This is a genomic window from Arthrobacter sp. Sr24 (assembly GCF_054511175.1).
Window position 1 is genome coordinate 141,160 of sequence record NZ_JBTNDB010000004.1, and the last position, 14,905, is coordinate 156,064.

The window sequence follows — 14,905 nt, forward strand, 5'->3', positions numbered from 1 at the left end:
CAGTGTGACGAGGGCCGCACGCCGTCGAGCATTGTCAGAGGCTCAGCATAGGCTTAGGGCAGCAGGTTTTGTCCACGTTTTGCGGGGTTCAGAACGACTAACCCACAAATGCAAGGACGTGCCCTCATGATGGGTCCTCATCACGCTGCCACCGGTGCGGCCGTTTGGTTGGCGCTAACTACCCAGTTCGACGTCGGAGTGGGTAACCTGGCGCAGGTGGTTCCATCGCTTCCCGAAACGCTGACGGTGGGCATGGGGCTGATGGATCTGACGCCCACCTCCGTGATAGCCGGGGCATTGGTGAGTGCAGGGGCAGCCTTGGTGCCGGACGCCGATCATCGGCATGCCACTATCGCCCATTCGTTGCCACCGCTCTCCAACATCTTGTGTATCCATATCGGCAAATTTTCTGGTGGGCACCGGCACGGCACGCACTCAATCTTGGGCATGGCTGTCTTCGTGGCCATCGCTGCCCTGGCGGGCATGTGGACCGTGGAACTGCCCGGTTACGGCACGTTGTTTCCTGGGGCAGGACTCTTAGCGGTCCTGCTGGCTTCCTTTGCAGCAAAGGCTCTGAAATTCATTCCCGACACGATGCGCAAGTTCCCATGGGTGGTGGGGATCGCCGTCGGTACCTTTGTCACACTCTTTGCCCCGCAACATGACTACTGGTTCCCGATGGCCATGGGATTGGGCGTGGCCGCACACATCTTCGGGGATATGCTGACGACCGGTGGTTGCAACTTACTGTGGCCACTTCGTATTAGGCCCCCGCGCTGGCTGCGCAAGATGCCACTAGTAAAGAATATTTGGCGGCCCAGTGGCAACGTTGCCTTGCCTATCTTGGGCAACGCCGGATCCGTCCGCGAATGGCTGCTCTTGGTCCCCGTCAGTGGATACGTCATCTGGGCCATGGCGGACGCCGTCTTCACCTGAGCTTCATTGGGCTAGCTGGGGTTCCGCAAGTGGGGTGCAGCACTCAGCGTCTGCCGAAGTCAGGAAATCCAGCAAGGGTAGACCGACGCTCAACAGCATGAAAGCCACGAGCATGCGCGAGTGAAGCTTGGCTAGGCCAATACGAAAAAATGGATGCCGGCCGTTTCATCAAGTCAGTGGCATTGTGCGGTTTCTGTCTTAGGTTAGCGTCGGGCTGCGCCACCAACTCTTGAGCGACCATCACGTCAGGAGTCAGAACGTTGTAGGGCGCAGGCAGAATCCCCCAGCAACGCCAGAAACCCCCATGACATCCTTGACCGCTCACGCTGTTAACATTAGGACTAGGGGTCAGCGCCTCCACTTGTAGTGTCTAGAGATGATCATTCCAAGCCGGAGAAGCAAGAGTCGGTGCGCGTTAATACAAACAGGGATAGTAAAAAAATTAGGGAGTCGCTCCAAGCATGTACGTAAAGATTTGCGGCCTGCAAACGGCTGAGACCGTGGCCGCCGCAGTGGACGCCGGTGCCGATGCTATTGGATTTGTCTTTGCCCCCGGCAGTCCCCGCACCGTGACCCCAGAATTGGCCGCCGAGCTGGGGCACAGCGTACCGTCACGGGTCGAGACCGTTGGAGTGTTTAGAAACCAGCCCATCACGGATGTTCTGGACATCGCTCGAAAAGCTGCCGTAACCACCGTCCAATTGCATGGTGAGGAGAGCCTCGCTGACATGGTGCGCGTGCACGACGCTGGATTCCGGACACTGCGCGCCTTCTCCGCAGCCGCCTACAACAAGCTGTCTACAGATGATAAGCACGCTTGGGACTCTGAGCGGCTCCTATTAGATGCCGTCGAACCCGGGGCCGGGGTCACTTTTGATGCCATGGAGCTCACGGAAGGAACTCCCCGAGGTTTTTGGTTACTGGCTGGCGGTTTAAACCCTGCCAACGTGGCAGCTGCAGCTAAAGCCTTGAAACCTGTGGGCGTGGATGTTTCCAGCGGAGTGGAATCAGCTCGTGGAGTCAAAGATGTTCAGCTAATTCAGGCCTTTGTGAAGGCTTCTAAGCAGTAGCAGCCGAACAGGGCTATGCCGGCCGGTTCCCTACAATTTCATTAGCGGCAAGAGCCGTTTCCATGAAGCTGAGCTGGTGTTGCATGATGGTGATACTGAGGCTCGCGCTGGGCACGGCTCCGTCGATCAGAAGATATGGAAAGACGGACACGAGCTGACACCGGATGACTACGCCCTGCAGGCTGTGTGCCGCCGCCACGAGCTGCGTGTCCCGAACAACCCTGTCGGAGATCGTAGGAGACCTGCGGCTACTGGGAGTCTTGACCGAGAATGATCAAGAGTTCTACGGCCAAGGCCGCAGGAATGGTGCGGCATCTCGTTACTGAAGGTCGGTTCAGCACCAGCACCGTCATTGGCACCGTCATCGGCACCGCCAGTCGGCACGCAGACCCGGCAACCCGGCATCACTCTCCGATGGATTGGAATTAGAAAGTGATCTACAAGGTGCCTGACTAGCACCGATTCGCGAGGCGATCTCCGTCCCGCTGCTGTGGGACAACAATATTCGCTTGGCAGCCATGGCCCAGGCTGTAGCTGAAGACGATGGTCTAGCTACTGATGCTGTTTCCTGGGCTGGAGAATTGCTGGATTCCAGGCTCGTGGTCATCACCGGAGAGCTCCCATAATTTGGTGAACTTCTTCTGGAACCGTTCCGGTGCGCCCTTGCCGGACAAAACCTAGGCTTAGACCTCGGAGCCTTAGGTCCTGATCTCGGACCGCTGCAAACGAGTCCACCGATTTCTAGGGTTCTCTGGTCGAACTTGGCCTGGATTCTCCCGAATGTAAAGAGTTTTGAATGTAAAGCGTCTTGACATGATGTGATCCATCCCATAATTGGACACATCGCATAAAAAGACACCATCAACTCAGCCGCAAGGCTTTCCTCGCCGTGAGCATCGCTTCCGTCGCAGCAGGATTGGCCGCGTGGGCGGCCTTCTCCGCGGTTGGAGTTGTAATCTACCGGGCGCCGTGGAAGTTCTGATCCGTGGCAACGAAATCCTCACTCACGGACCACGCGGTGAGGTACCGGAGCTTCATTGGCCCGAGTCCTCGCGGGCTTCCTCAGGGGCGGTACTTCCACCTTGGCGAACTTGCTGTCGAATGCCTGGCTGTTGTTGGCCGTCCATGATGGCTCGAACCAAGCCCGTGCTGCAACTTCTACGGGTTGGGTGCGATGCAGGGTAACCGGTGAAGTTCCGTTGAGCGTTCCGATCGGACTCACTGCCGGTGAATATGGGCTCAGCATTAAGAACACTGAAGGAGCACTAGCTTTTACCGCTCTGGCTATCGCTGAGGAGGGCCTCCCTCAGGTTGATCCGACGGGAGAGCCGTCCGATGAGCCGTCAAGTGAACCCACCAATGAGCTTACGACGGAGCCCTCCCCTTCAGCCACGGACTGCACTACCAGCGCTGCTCCAGCGCAAGGAACGGCGTCGCCCACGGCACCCTTAATGGGACAAATCAGGATGATCTGGTTGTCACTGGCGCCTCAACAACCTTGCTGATTGGTGGTCTAGCTTTCGTGCTCAGTCAGTTCGTGCCAAGTCAGGCTTTGCGAACACTCCATGCCCAGGCGATCAAGGGGATTTGCAAGGGAAGCCGAACGCTGTGGATTCTTTTGGTCTCCGGGGTCCCCTCCGGTCCGAGTGCACGTCTCAGAGCTGAGACGTGCCCGGCGGTGAATCCGACAAACATGGCCGTTGTGGCAATAGCGGTGACGTTGCGGGTACGTGGAATCAGCAACCCAGCGACCGCGAGAGCCTCCGGGACTGCCGAAACCAGTACCCACTGGTGACGCGTCATCACGCCGCGCTCATCGCCCTTGTCACTGCACAACGACGGCGGAACCACAGGGTAGTAAAACGCAGGATTCTTCAGATGGTTGATAGCACTAGCGCCTAGGAGGGCCGCCAGCGCCCAGGCATTTACGGTATTAATTCGCGTCATGGACTTCCTTCAATGGTTCCGAGGTGGTTTTCGCACAAGCTTAGCGGGAGCTCGGAAAAGGTTGTGGAGGAAATGAGGAATAGAAGCATCGCTTGGGGCGCTTATATCCGTATGCCGTTGTTCTACAGTTGAGAATAGCTCCGGACATTTTCGGCACCGTTCATCTTTTTTTCGCACGATACGATCAGGACCCCACCATGTCACTTTCCACCGCTGAAGTCTCCGAAAGGCTTTCGGCCAGGGACCGCACCACCATCGGCGTCCTCCTCGTTTCAGCCTTTGTGGTGATCCTCAATGAGACCGTCATGAACGTGGCTCTGGCCAAGTTAATGGACGAGTTTGATGTCTCCTCCTCAGCCATCCAATGGCTGGCAACCGCGTTCATGTTGACCATGTCCGTGGTCATTCCCACTACGGGTTATCTGCTTAACCGCCTGTCATTGCGGACTATCTTCATCCTGGCAATGGGGCTTTTCTCGGCCGGCACGCTGCTGGCAGGGCTGGCTCCGGGCTTTGAAATCCTGCTGGTCGCTCGAGTCGTTCAGGCCTCCGGAACGGCCATCATGTTGCCGCTACTGATGACCACCATTCTGGGCCTGGTACCCACACATCGCCGTGGCGCCATCATGGGTAACGTCTCGATCGTCATCTCAGTGGCGCCTGCCATTGGACCCACGCTGTCCGGGCTGATCTTGCATTCGCTGTCTTGGCGTTTCATCTTCCTACTGGTGCTGCCCATTGCCCTCCTGGCTCTCATTGTGGGTTCACGGCTACTGCCTAAGGATGGCGAACGTAAGCCTTCCAAGCTCTCTGTGCCATCACTCCTTATTTCCATTCCCGCCTTCGGTGGCTTGGTCTATGGACTCAGCGGCATTGGATCGCCCGACGCCGGCACTCACCTGATTGCCCTCGTGGCGCTCGGTGTCTCCCTCGTTTCGCTGGCCGCTTTTGTGCTGCTGCAGCTCCGGCTCCAACGCAACGATAGTGCGCACTTGGACATGCGACCCTTCTTGCACCGCCAGTTCACCCTGGCCCTGGCTCTGATGGTCATGGCTATGCTGGCACTATTCGGTGTCATCATCTTGCTGCCGTTGTACCTCCAAAACGTGCGCGGTTTGGATGTCCTGAATACCGGACTCGTGATGCTCCCAGGCGGTATTCTGATGGGTCTACTAGCTCCATGGGTAGGCAAGTTGTTCGATAAGGTCGGCGCCCGGCCTCTGCTCATGCCCGGCGGCCTGCTGCTCTCTGCCGTCCTCTTCGGCTACACACAGCTGAACGAGAGCACACCCTTGGCCATGATCATTGGCATGCACCTCGCCATGTCACTGGCGCTGGCGTTCATTTTCACGCCAGCTTTCACCGCAGGGTTGAACCCGTTGCCGCATTCACTGCATGCACACGGCTCGGCACTGCTCTCCACCTTGCAACAACTTGGTGGTGCGGCCGGGACGGCCCTGCTGGTGGGTGTGATGGCGGCCGGAACCGTCGCTGCGGCCGCTGCTGGGAAAGATGAGATCGCGGCCCAAACAGCTGGATTCAGTAATGGTTTCATGGTCGCGGCGTGCGTTGCCTTGGGCATTGTGGTCATTGCCGCTTTCATGGGCAAGCCCGACGCCGAACCTTCCTCGGATTCGAATCTCACCTCGGCGAAGACCGTCACAGCGATCCACTAACAGCTAGTCTGAGCCTGGATCTAAGCCTGAACAGGGGCCCGGCGTGTTGCCTGCAGTTGAGGCAACAAGCCGGGTCCCTGCTGTTTCTAGGGCTTGGAGGCCGGGGAAGGCCCAGAGCCAAAGACTGCCCCGGGACCAAAAGCTAGGGCTGCGAACCGCTCCCCTATGATGGCGTGGGTTTCGCTGTCTGGATGGAGTGCGTCCGGCAGGGGATGCTCCACGGAGTCAGCTTCGCCGTAGAGTTCAAGCCCATCGAGGAAATGTAGATGGGGATCTTGCGCTGCTCGTGATTGGACGATCTTTTCCAGCTCCTGGCGAATAATGCGCAGGGTGAGCTTTCCAGCGGCAGTTTCTGCGGCATTTCCGGTGGCGGTGAAACGCATTTTTCCTTCTACAAGAGCTGCCATGTCAAAGGCACCAGGGCCTGGCGTGTCTTCGTGGATACCGCAGAAGATCGGTGAAATCACCAGTAGCGGTGTGTCTGGGTGTCCGTCACGGATGGTGTCGAGGAAGCCATGGACTGCTGGCACGAAGGCGCGCAATCGCATCAGATCTAGGTTGACGAGATTGATGCCTATTTTGATGCTGATGGCATCAGCTGGGGTGTCACGCATGGTTCGCGCCACGAACGGATCCAGGAGGGCGCTGCCACCAAAACCGAGATTGGTCAGTTCCACGCCTCCTAGGCGAGAAGCGACGGCGGGCCAGATCGCCGTCGGACGTGTGGCGTTGGAGCCGTGACTGATGGAGCTCCCGTGGTGCAACCATCGGGGCTGTCCGCTCTCTCGCTGTGCTGTAACCGCTGCGTTGCTTCGCAGCTCACGGAGTTCTGTGGCCTCATTGTGGGGAAGCCAGAGTTCAACACTCTTTAATCCCTCTGGCAGGTTCGTGAATCGGGTGGTGCAGACGGGACCTGCAACACGAGAAGGGGTGCCCGTGGCCATATCGATGGTGGTCAGAATGCCACCGGTGGTGACGGACTCGCCCAGAACCACACCGTCCACAACAAGTTCAATGACACCATCTGGCCGGGCCGGCGCTCCTGCATAAGTGGTACGGGAACGTACTGTGTCCAGCTCGATGACCGTGGCAGTGGTTTCGAAAGCGATGCGTACTCCAGAGGGCTGCTGCTCCACCATCAGAAGTTGCGGGTCCCCGTTAGCTTGCGCCCGGGCTGCGGAAGGCAAACGATGCACGATCGTACCTGTTGCTGTGCTCTCAAGTTCAAGGGCACCGCGAATGAAGGTGGACGGGATGGGCCGGGTGGTAAGCACGTTGCTCCAGAGTGTCTTTATAGCCGTATAGCCGTTATCTAATTTTGTGTTGCAGGCTCCATCTTTGCACGGGTGACGATAGCTTCCCGTTGCCCGGGCTCGCGCCGGCAAACAACGGCTGAGAAGTCAGAGCCGAGCGGCCCCGGCGAGGCTTCTCGCTGGTTCTAATACTGGCTCCGGCTCCCGCCCCGGCAGCTGCGCTGGCACAAGCTCCGGTAGCCGTGCTGATTCACCCTTGATCCGACGGGCCCGGAATGTACCCATGATCTTCTCGATCAGAATTCCCAGCAGGCCCGCCGCAACCATGGCAGTTACCAGCCCTAACAGCGGATGTTCCCGCAACCAGGTTCCGGCCACCGCGCCAATCGCCACTGAATAGATGGCCCACAGGGTTGCAGAGAGAGCAGAAACAGCCATGAATTTACGTTGCGGATATCCAGTGGCTCCGGCTGTGAGATTGACGGCAACCCGGGCAACGGGGAGGAATCTGGCCACCAAAATCATCGACACTGCACGTTGTTCAAGCTCTCTCCCGGCTTTGCTAAAGGCCCGCTGCATGAGTGGACGACGCATCCAGGCAAAACGGCTGATTCCCATTCTCCGGCCCATCAGATAAGCGATGTTATCGCCAAGGAAAGCACCTGCGGCAGCCGCCACCACCACCAGTAACCCGAGGATGGCCGGACCATGACCTACTGCCAATGCCGCCACGGCCACCACCACTGTTTCGCTGGGAATCGGCGGGAAGAAGCCATCCAGCAAGCAGAAAAGCACCACCACAGCGTAGGCCCACGGTTGCCCGGCGGCTGCCATCAAGAAATCAGTCATGAGAACACACAGCTAACGGGCCAATTCCGGGATTTTCCATAGCTTCAACGCTACGGACAGCCGCGGTGCACCACTAGGGGGAAAACCCCCTACTTAGCCCTGAGGAAACCCTGACTCGCGGCTCCCAATTCCTCGCGCCCATTCGGGGCTAGTTGGGCCAATACCCTGCCCGTTGCGCCAAGATCTGCTGACAGCTCCGCTAAACGGCGCCCTCTTCGATATCTCTGGGGCCGGAAAGATCCATCTCCAAGAGCGGCACCACCTTGGACTTACTGACGAATCGGTGAATGAGCCAAAGCCCCAGGAAGATGGGGATGCCAATGTAGGAGGATAGGACTTCCACACCACGGCCGGCCACGACGGCCTCATAATTTTGTCCGGCAATCACCAGGATCAGCACCGCGAATGCCAACACCGGACCGATGGGGAAGAAGGACGCCCGGTACGGCAGGTCGTTCACACTATTTCCTTGAGCGAGGAAGCCGCGTCTGAAGCGGTAGTGCGAGATGGCGATTCCGGCCCAGACAATGAATCCACTGAGCCCTGAAACGTTGAGCAACCATGCGTATGCAGCGCCCTGCCCGACGATGGCGCTCAAGAAACCGAAGAGTCCGACGCCGGCCGTGGCCAGTAGCGCTGCCATGGGCACGCCCCGGGAGTTGACTCTGCCAAAGATCTTGGGTGCCTTGCCATCGCGGGCCATGGCATAGAGCATGCGTGTTGAGGCGTAAAGACCGGAGTTGCCCGCCGAGAGAATGGCGGTCAGGATGACGGCGTTCATCAGTGCTGCGGCGAAGGCGATCCCTGCCCGTTCAAACACCAGGGTGAAAGGCGACGCAGCAATGTCCGCTTCACCGGATGAGAGAAGGCTGGGATCGGTGAAGGGAATGAGGCAACCGATCACAAAGATGGCGCCCACGTAGAAGATCATAATGCGCCAGAAGACTGAGCGGATTGCACGGGGAACTTCTCGACGCGGATTCTGGGCCTCGCCAGCTGCAACGCCAACCAGCTCTGTGCCTTGGAAGGAGAACCCGGCAATCATGAAGACGGAAATGATGGACACCCACCCGCCATGGAACACGTCTTCACCCGTTTGCCAGTTTGTCATCCCCGAGGGGCCATCGCCGAGGATTCCAACAATCATGAGCACGCCGGCGATGAGGAACAAGATCACGGCAACGACTTTGATCATGGACAGCCAGAATTCACTTTCCCCAAACGCTTTGGATGAGAGTGCATTGACGCCGGTCAGCAACAAGAGGAAGCCTCCAGCCCATACCCAACCAGGCACTCCCGGGAACCAGAAGTCCATGATGATTCCAGCAGCAACCAACTCTGCGGCCACAGTGATGGCCCAGTTGAACCAGTAGTTCCAACCAACGGCAAACCCGAAAGATGGTGACACGAAGCGGGTGGCATACGTCTGGAAGGAGCCGGCCACAGGAATTTTGGCGGACATCTCCCCCAAGGACTGCATGAGCAAGAAAACCATCAAGCCCACCAGTATGTAGGCGAGGAGAGCTCCGCCCGGACCTGCCTGAGCAATGGTGCCACCGGAAGCCACGAAAAGGCCAGTGCCTATGGCGCCACCAATCGCGATCATTTGGAGGTGGCGGCTCTTGAGGCCCCGCTTGAGCTCGTTATCCGCTATCGCAGTTGGCGAGACGTTAGTGGAACGAACTCGCGAGTTGCGGCCTTCTTGTGTTGTGTCCGTTGATTGCTTACTCACGATTGGTTTAGTGCCGCCCCTCGAGACGAAGACTTCAGTGGCGCGACGGCGGAGATAGCCTTTGCGACCACGAAGGACTGGTACTGATGATGCATGTGTGTGACTTTCTGGCGGTTTGCCCCGACGAGCCTCATTCACGAGTTGAACACTCCATTATGACGGAAATCCAGTATCGACATGGAATTAGTGATCTGCATCATGGGAATGCGCCGAATGCAGACCGTCGAACGTGGCCAGTGTTGGCACTACTTCGGGCAACAGTTCACACGGAGTTGGTCTAAGCGTCACGTTGGCAGGGCAAGCTCCCAAGAGTCATGCCTTGTGCCCAACGAATATCCCTCCGATAAGGAAAACTCTTGAGAAACAAACAGTGGAGATTGCGCTCCGCAGTCGGACTCGCCTCCCTAGCAATGGTTGGAAGCAGCGTCAGTATTGCACTACCAGCCGTTGCTGACTCCCCCAACACGGTGCGCATCAATGAGGTCATTCAGAACAACGGCACCGTTGCTGACGGGGTTGAACTCATCAACACCGGCCAGCAAGCCATAGACGTTTCTGGGTGGCACATCTCCGACAACAAGCCGGAAAACGTCATAGAGTTGCCGGCCGGATCAATAATTGCGCCCGGCAGCTACCTGATGGTAACGGTGGACGATGACGCCGCTCCGGTAAAATTTGGCCTCGGAAAAGAAGACGAAGCCAGGCTCCTGGGTCCCGATGGGAACACGGTGGTGGACTCCTTCGCTTGGAGTGGCCATGTGAGCACCTCTTACGCTCGGTGCGCCGAGGGAACCGGGGAATTCACTGTCTCACCTCAAGCCACTCCCGGTGCAGCGAACATCTGCGAAGTCCCAGCGGACGGAAACTTGGTCATCAATGAAATCGAGTCCAGCGGTGGGTAGCCCGGTGACTGGATCGAACTCCTGAACAAAAGTGCCGTTGAGATTGAGTTGGGCGGACTCTCAATCCGCGACAGCGATGACTCCCATGTCCACACCCTGCCGGCAGGAGTCTTGGCACCGGGTGCCTTCTTGGTCTTGCACGAGGCTGAATTCGGCTTCGGGCTCGGTGGGGGCGATTCCGTGCGCCTTTTCGACACGGACGGCGCCACACTCATTGACTCACATACGTGGACTGCCCACTCGGCCACCAGTTTGGGCCGTTGCCCGGACGGAATTGGTGATTTCTCCACCACCGCCACGCCTACTAAGGGGGCTGCGAATGACTGCGTAGCTCTTGCGACGCCAGCGGTCTTCGTGAACGAGGTGGAATCCAACAATGGCAACCCCGGTGACTGGATTGAGCTGTTCAACGCCGGCACTACAGTTGTGGATCTCTCTGCTTGGGTTGTGCGCGACAACGATGACAGCGCCAGCCACGCATCAGTACTCCCCGATGGTGCCAGCATTGCTCCGGGTGGCTTCTACGTGGTTGAGGAGAATATGCTCGGTTACGGCTTGGGCAAAGCTGATTCGGCCCGCATCTACCTTCCTGGCGGGCACGTACTAGTTGATTCTTATTCCTGGACTGCGTGGGGCAACAACGAACACGCCCCGACAACGTTTGGCCGCTGCGCCGATGGCACTGACAACTGGGCCGTAACCACCACCTCAACCAAGGGCGCCCCGAATGACTGCGGCCTCCCCATCCGCATCAATGAGATAGAGTCCGACGGCGGTGTCCCCGGCGACTGGGTAGAACTCACCAATATTGGTGCCACGCCAGTAAATATTTCCGGATTCCTGGTCCGAGACAATTCAGATAAGGCACCGTTGATGGTTCCCGCCGGAACCACCCTGGGCGCCGGTGCCTACATTGCACTGGACGTTGATGCGGCGTTTGGACTGGGCAAGGCAGATTCTGTGCGGCTCTTCGACGCTACCGACACTCAAATTGACGCTCACAGCTACACGGCTCACGCGACAACCACGTGGGGCCGCTGCCCGAACGGTACCGGCGAGTTTGTGCAGACCAGAGAAGCGACTAAGGGCGCAGGCAATGCCTGCCAAGGTGATTTGATCACGGCCGCGTGGCCCGGTTCTGATGCTATTGCCACTGCAGATATTGCAAACACCTTTGGCTCTGACATGAGCGGCTTGGCCTTTGAACCCCAAGCCGTTGCAGGTGCCGGCACCTTGTGGGCTGTCAACAACGGTGCTGGCACCTTGCACCGGCTGGTTCAGAATGGCGGCAATTGGGTTGAACAGGCCAACGATGTTTGGGCTGGTATCACCACCCTGCGTTATGCCGATGGAGCCGGCGAGGTTGATGCCGAGGGTGTGACCATGACCTCCGCCGGACCTTCGGCCGGTATCTTTGTGGTCTCAGAACGGAACAACGCAGCCAGCGGTATCTCCCGTCCGTCAATTCTTCGTTACAACGCGTTTGGTGGGGTTGACACCTTGGCGGCGACCGCCGAATGGAACCTCGTGGAGGACTTACCCGTGATCGGCGCGAACGCCGGACTTGAAGGTGTCGCGTGGATCCCCGATACGCAGCTGGTTGCCCAGGGATTTGTGGACGAATCCACTGGCAAATCCTATAACCCGGATAGCTATCCCAACCACGGTTCGGGACTCTTCTTCGTCGCGGTGGAAGCCAACGGAATGGTCTACGCCTACGCCCTAGACCAGGATGGCTCCGGTTACACCCGCGTGGCCACCATTGAGAGCGGGTTCCCCGGTGTCGTGGAACTGGAATTCGATCCGGCGACAGGTTTGCTCTGGGCTATCTGCGACGACACCTGCGAGGGTCGCAGTGCAACACTGGATATCACCGACAGCGGCGAAGGCGCTGGCAACTTCTCCGTCACGCAAGTCTTCGAACGCCCCACGGGCATGCCCAACCTGAACAACGAGGGCTTTGCCATTGCGCCCAACGCTTTCTGTGTGGATGGGTTCAAACCCGTGGTCTATTCCGATGACGGCCAGACGGATGGGCACGCCCTGCGGACCGGCTCTATCAACTGCGCCACGGCCCCAGCGCCAGAGGCGACCGAGACTGGTGGAGCCGGTGGCGGCGAGCCAAGTCCTAGCACCACCCCTCAGAGCACCGATATACAAAAGCCCAGCCAAGATGCTGTGGACGTGCAAGCTTCTGGTACTTCGCAGAATCTCGCAAAGACCGGAGCAGATGGTGCGGGACTCCTTGGCGGTGTGGCCCTGCTCTTGTTCGGTGGCATGACTGCGTTGGTGCTTGCCAACCGTCGGCGGCAGAGTAACCACTAGTTCCTACGGGCAATAGGGAGTCACCACTAGAGACACCGGAAAACTGACTCATCGCTGAATCTCGCTGAGGGGGTCGGGGCGCTCGCACATGCGGACACCCCGGCCCTGCGTGGTTTACGCCTTGACGCGCTTAGGATCGGTATCGCCTAAAGTCTGTTGCGCCGCCGCTTCGAACGGCGAGGTGCTTGGAGCCAGGGACGCAGTAATCGCGTACTCAAGGGCAACATAAAATAGGTCATGATCGGCGTCAGAATGCAGACGTTAAGAAGGACAGCTAGAACCAACGGCCAATCACTGGTGACCGGACCCAGGAAGAAATTAGCCAACAAGCTCACAGGAAGGAAAGGCAGAAAGATACTCACGGCCTGTTTCCACCGAGGCGGGACCACAATTTCTGGAACTGTGATCGAGACATCTCCTGGCTGGTCAAACCAACCCTCAATACCGGTTCGGTGCTCCACGCGGGTGATTTCCATGAGGTCGCCGCTGCCGTCCATCCACCATTTACGCTCATGCGAATCGTCCCAGGCAAGCAGTGTTTCCGCGTCAGAAAAGCGGTACATGACGTGCCATTCATTGGAGTCTAATTTGCTACGAACCCACCCAGATCCAAGGTAACCAGGCCATTCTCTGGCAAGTTCCTGCCCAGCCAGTGCCCAGGCAGCGAATTGGCGGTGGCAGCCAGGCTGGACGGTACGGGCAATTGACACGGTGACGGGTTGAAGTTGAGGCACCGCACTAGTGTAGTGCCCTACGCAAGCCAATTCCACCATATGGACGCACCATATAAACACGTCCACAAGTGACCACACAGTAAAGGTGCCGGTCACACCCAACGGGAGTGTCCGGCGTCGTACTTCAGAGTGCGGCATCTAGTCCTGCACGAACCGGGACAAGGAACCCGTAAGCCAACCAGCCAGCCAGTTGAGTAATGGTTCGGGCTGTTCCAAGGTGGCGTTAGCGCGGCCTTCGGCGGCCGTTACAGTCCGGTTGAATCGGCCGTGGGCGCCGAGCAAGTCGTCCAAGACCACCGTCACCGCGACGAGGAGTCTCTTCTAAAGTACCCGTGAATAGTGCTAGTGGTGCGGCTTTTCGTAGGTCCCGTGGGTGGCGATAAGCCCCATGATGACGGTGAGAATGACGATGATTCCAATGGCAATGGCTAGGCCCCACATATTCATGACAGTCAGCTCCTTCAGCTCAGCGGCCCGGAGGCCGTCGGCGAACGGTCAGTAGCGAAAATTTCGGTTCGCCTAGTCCCATCATGCACCCGCGAGCCCGATGTCTCCAGAGGTTGTAGACTGCCGGACCTTGGCACCGCTACTATCGAAAGAAATTCCCACGAATAACGGAGCCCCATGGCACTCGGTTCCACGGGACCGGCCAGTTTTGTGGTGATCGATTCGGACGGCAATCCCGTGATCGTGGCTCAGCATGTGTGAGTCCAGCTCAATCGCCATCTGCTAGCAACACGATCTAGAGGAATGCAATGAAACTGACGTTGACGCAATTCGTGAGCCTTGACGGCGTATCCCAGGGACCAGGCTCACCAGCGGAGGACACCACTGGAGGTTTTACGCGCGGAGGTTGGTTTGTCCCGCACATGGATCAAGACTTCATCGACCAGGCATCCCAGTGGCTCGAGCTCGCCGAAGCTCTGCTGTTAGGCCAACGCACCTACACCGCCTTCGCTCGTGATTGGCCGCTCATCACCGATCCACACGACCCTTTCACAGCGCGCATGAACAGCCTGCCCAAATACGTTGCCTCCAACTCGCTAACGGAGGGGTCTTGGAATCCCACCACCGTTCTATCCGGAGATATCAGCGCCCAACTCCAAGAACTCAAGTCCGTCCCAGGCGGTGAAATTCAGATTCATGGCAGCTCCATCCTTGCCCAATCGCTATTCGCTGCCGGCCTGATCGATGAACTCCGGCTCGTGGTGGCCCCCGTGGTGGTGGGAAGCGGCCGCCGACTCTTCCCCGATGGCGCTACGCCAGCAGGCCTTAAACTGCTCGCCAGCCGAACCACACCCGGAGGCCTAGCCCTCCACAGTTATCAGCTGACGGGACCGCCCGGCTACGCCACGTACACCGGTGTGAGCGACGTGCCCACTTCCTGAAATCAAGCTTACTAAAGTACGACGGCGGGACTTGCCTTGGGAGCGCGCGGGAGGCAACGGGTGCGAGACTTTGCGCAGAATCCCCCATTCCAC

At 58.4% G+C, this 14,905-nt stretch carries 12 protein-coding genes; 7 read left to right on the top strand and 5 right to left on the bottom strand.

What is annotated here, in order from left to right; genetic code table 11:
• Window positions 1-126: 126 nt before the first annotated feature.
• From ACX80D_RS04740 to ACX80D_RS04750, 3 genes are all read left to right on the top strand, one after another.
• Window positions 127-936, top strand: coding sequence for a metal-dependent hydrolase (locus ACX80D_RS04740; RefSeq protein ID WP_459321482.1), 810 nt, complete (start codon window positions 127-129; stop codon window positions 934-936).
• A gap of 461 nt (window positions 937-1,397) precedes the next feature.
• The gene (locus ACX80D_RS04745; RefSeq protein WP_459321483.1) at window positions 1,398-2,006 is read left to right on the top strand and encodes a phosphoribosylanthranilate isomerase; all 609 of its coding nucleotides are present in this window, start codon (window positions 1,398-1,400) and stop codon (window positions 2,004-2,006) included.
• Window positions 2,007-2,276: 270 nt separating this feature from the next.
• Window positions 2,277-2,435: a hypothetical protein gene (locus ACX80D_RS04750; protein ID WP_459321484.1), complete on the top strand. Its 159-nt coding sequence runs from the start codon at window positions 2,277-2,279 to the stop codon at window positions 2,433-2,435.
• 1,116 nt (window positions 2,436-3,551) lie between these two features.
• Here ACX80D_RS04750 and ACX80D_RS04755 read toward each other — a convergent pair.
• Window positions 3,552-3,953, bottom strand: a complete 402-nt coding sequence (locus ACX80D_RS04755; protein ID WP_459321485.1) for a DoxX family protein — start codon at window positions 3,951-3,953, stop codon at window positions 3,552-3,554.
• 197 nt (window positions 3,954-4,150) lie between these two features.
• Between ACX80D_RS04755 and ACX80D_RS04760 the strand changes: the two genes are divergently transcribed.
• Window positions 4,151-5,629, top strand: coding sequence for an MDR family MFS transporter (locus ACX80D_RS04760; protein WP_459321486.1), 1,479 nt, complete (start codon window positions 4,151-4,153; stop codon window positions 5,627-5,629).
• Window positions 5,630-5,715: 86 nt separating this feature from the next.
• Here ACX80D_RS04760 and ACX80D_RS04765 read toward each other — a convergent pair whose 3' ends face one another.
• From ACX80D_RS04765 to ACX80D_RS04775, 3 genes are all read right to left on the bottom strand, one after another.
• Window positions 5,716-6,903, bottom strand: coding sequence for an SGNH/GDSL hydrolase family protein (locus tag ACX80D_RS04765; protein WP_459321487.1), 1,188 nt, complete (start codon window positions 6,901-6,903; stop codon window positions 5,716-5,718).
• A gap of 126 nt (window positions 6,904-7,029) precedes the next feature.
• Window positions 7,030-7,731: a DedA family protein gene (locus ACX80D_RS04770; RefSeq protein ID WP_459321488.1), complete on the bottom strand. Its 702-nt coding sequence runs from the start codon at window positions 7,729-7,731 to the stop codon at window positions 7,030-7,032.
• 199 nt (window positions 7,732-7,930) lie between these two features.
• Window positions 7,931-9,385 carry an amino acid permease gene (locus tag ACX80D_RS04775; protein ID WP_459321541.1) on the bottom strand — a complete coding sequence of 485 codons (1,455 nt, stop codon included), beginning with the start codon at window positions 9,383-9,385 and terminating at the stop codon, window positions 7,931-7,933.
• Between the two features lie 434 nt (window positions 9,386-9,819).
• Here ACX80D_RS04775 and ACX80D_RS04780 point away from each other — a divergent pair, with 434 nt between their 5' ends.
• Window positions 9,820-10,365 carry a lamin tail domain-containing protein gene (locus ACX80D_RS04780; protein WP_459321489.1) on the top strand — a complete coding sequence of 182 codons (546 nt, stop codon included), beginning with the start codon at window positions 9,820-9,822 and terminating at the stop codon, window positions 10,363-10,365.
• 12 nt (window positions 10,366-10,377) lie between these two features.
• Window positions 10,378-12,690, top strand: coding sequence for a lamin tail domain-containing protein (locus ACX80D_RS04785; RefSeq protein WP_459321542.1), 2,313 nt, complete (start codon window positions 10,378-10,380; stop codon window positions 12,688-12,690).
• A 146-nt stretch (window positions 12,691-12,836) separates the two neighbouring features.
• On the opposite strand, the gene ACX80D_RS04790 is transcribed toward ACX80D_RS04785, so the two are convergent.
• The gene (locus tag ACX80D_RS04790; protein ID WP_459321490.1) at window positions 12,837-13,424 is read right to left on the bottom strand and encodes an antibiotic biosynthesis monooxygenase; all 588 of its coding nucleotides are present in this window, start codon (window positions 13,422-13,424) and stop codon (window positions 12,837-12,839) included.
• Between the two features lie 755 nt (window positions 13,425-14,179).
• Between ACX80D_RS04790 and ACX80D_RS04795 the strand changes: the two genes are divergently transcribed.
• Window positions 14,180-14,812 (top strand): dihydrofolate reductase family protein, encoded by a 633-nt coding sequence (locus tag ACX80D_RS04795; RefSeq protein WP_459321491.1) that lies wholly within the window; start codon window positions 14,180-14,182, stop codon window positions 14,810-14,812.
• Window positions 14,813-14,905 lie beyond the last annotated feature (93 nt).

What these genes read in the sequence shown, in the direction of transcription:
- ACX80D_RS04740 (WP_459321482.1), top strand. Translation starts at nt 127, where the DNA reads ATGATGGGTCCTCATCACGCTGCCACCGGTGCGGCCGTTTGGTTGGCG.
- ACX80D_RS04770 (WP_459321488.1), bottom strand. Translation starts at nt 7,731, where the DNA reads ATGACTGATTTCTTGATGGCAGCCGCCGGGCAACCGTGGGCCTACGCT.
- ACX80D_RS04745 (WP_459321483.1), top strand. Translation starts at nt 1,398, where the DNA reads ATGTACGTAAAGATTTGCGGCCTGCAAACGGCTGAGACCGTGGCCGCC.
- ACX80D_RS04795 (WP_459321491.1), top strand. Translation starts at nt 14,180, where the DNA reads ATGAAACTGACGTTGACGCAATTCGTGAGCCTTGACGGCGTATCCCAG.
- ACX80D_RS04760 (WP_459321486.1), top strand. Translation starts at nt 4,151, where the DNA reads ATGTCACTTTCCACCGCTGAAGTCTCCGAAAGGCTTTCGGCCAGGGAC.
- ACX80D_RS04755 (WP_459321485.1), bottom strand. Translation starts at nt 3,953, where the DNA reads ATGACGCGAATTAATACCGTAAATGCCTGGGCGCTGGCGGCCCTCCTA.
- ACX80D_RS04750 (WP_459321484.1), top strand. Translation starts at nt 2,277, where the DNA reads ATGATCAAGAGTTCTACGGCCAAGGCCGCAGGAATGGTGCGGCATCTC.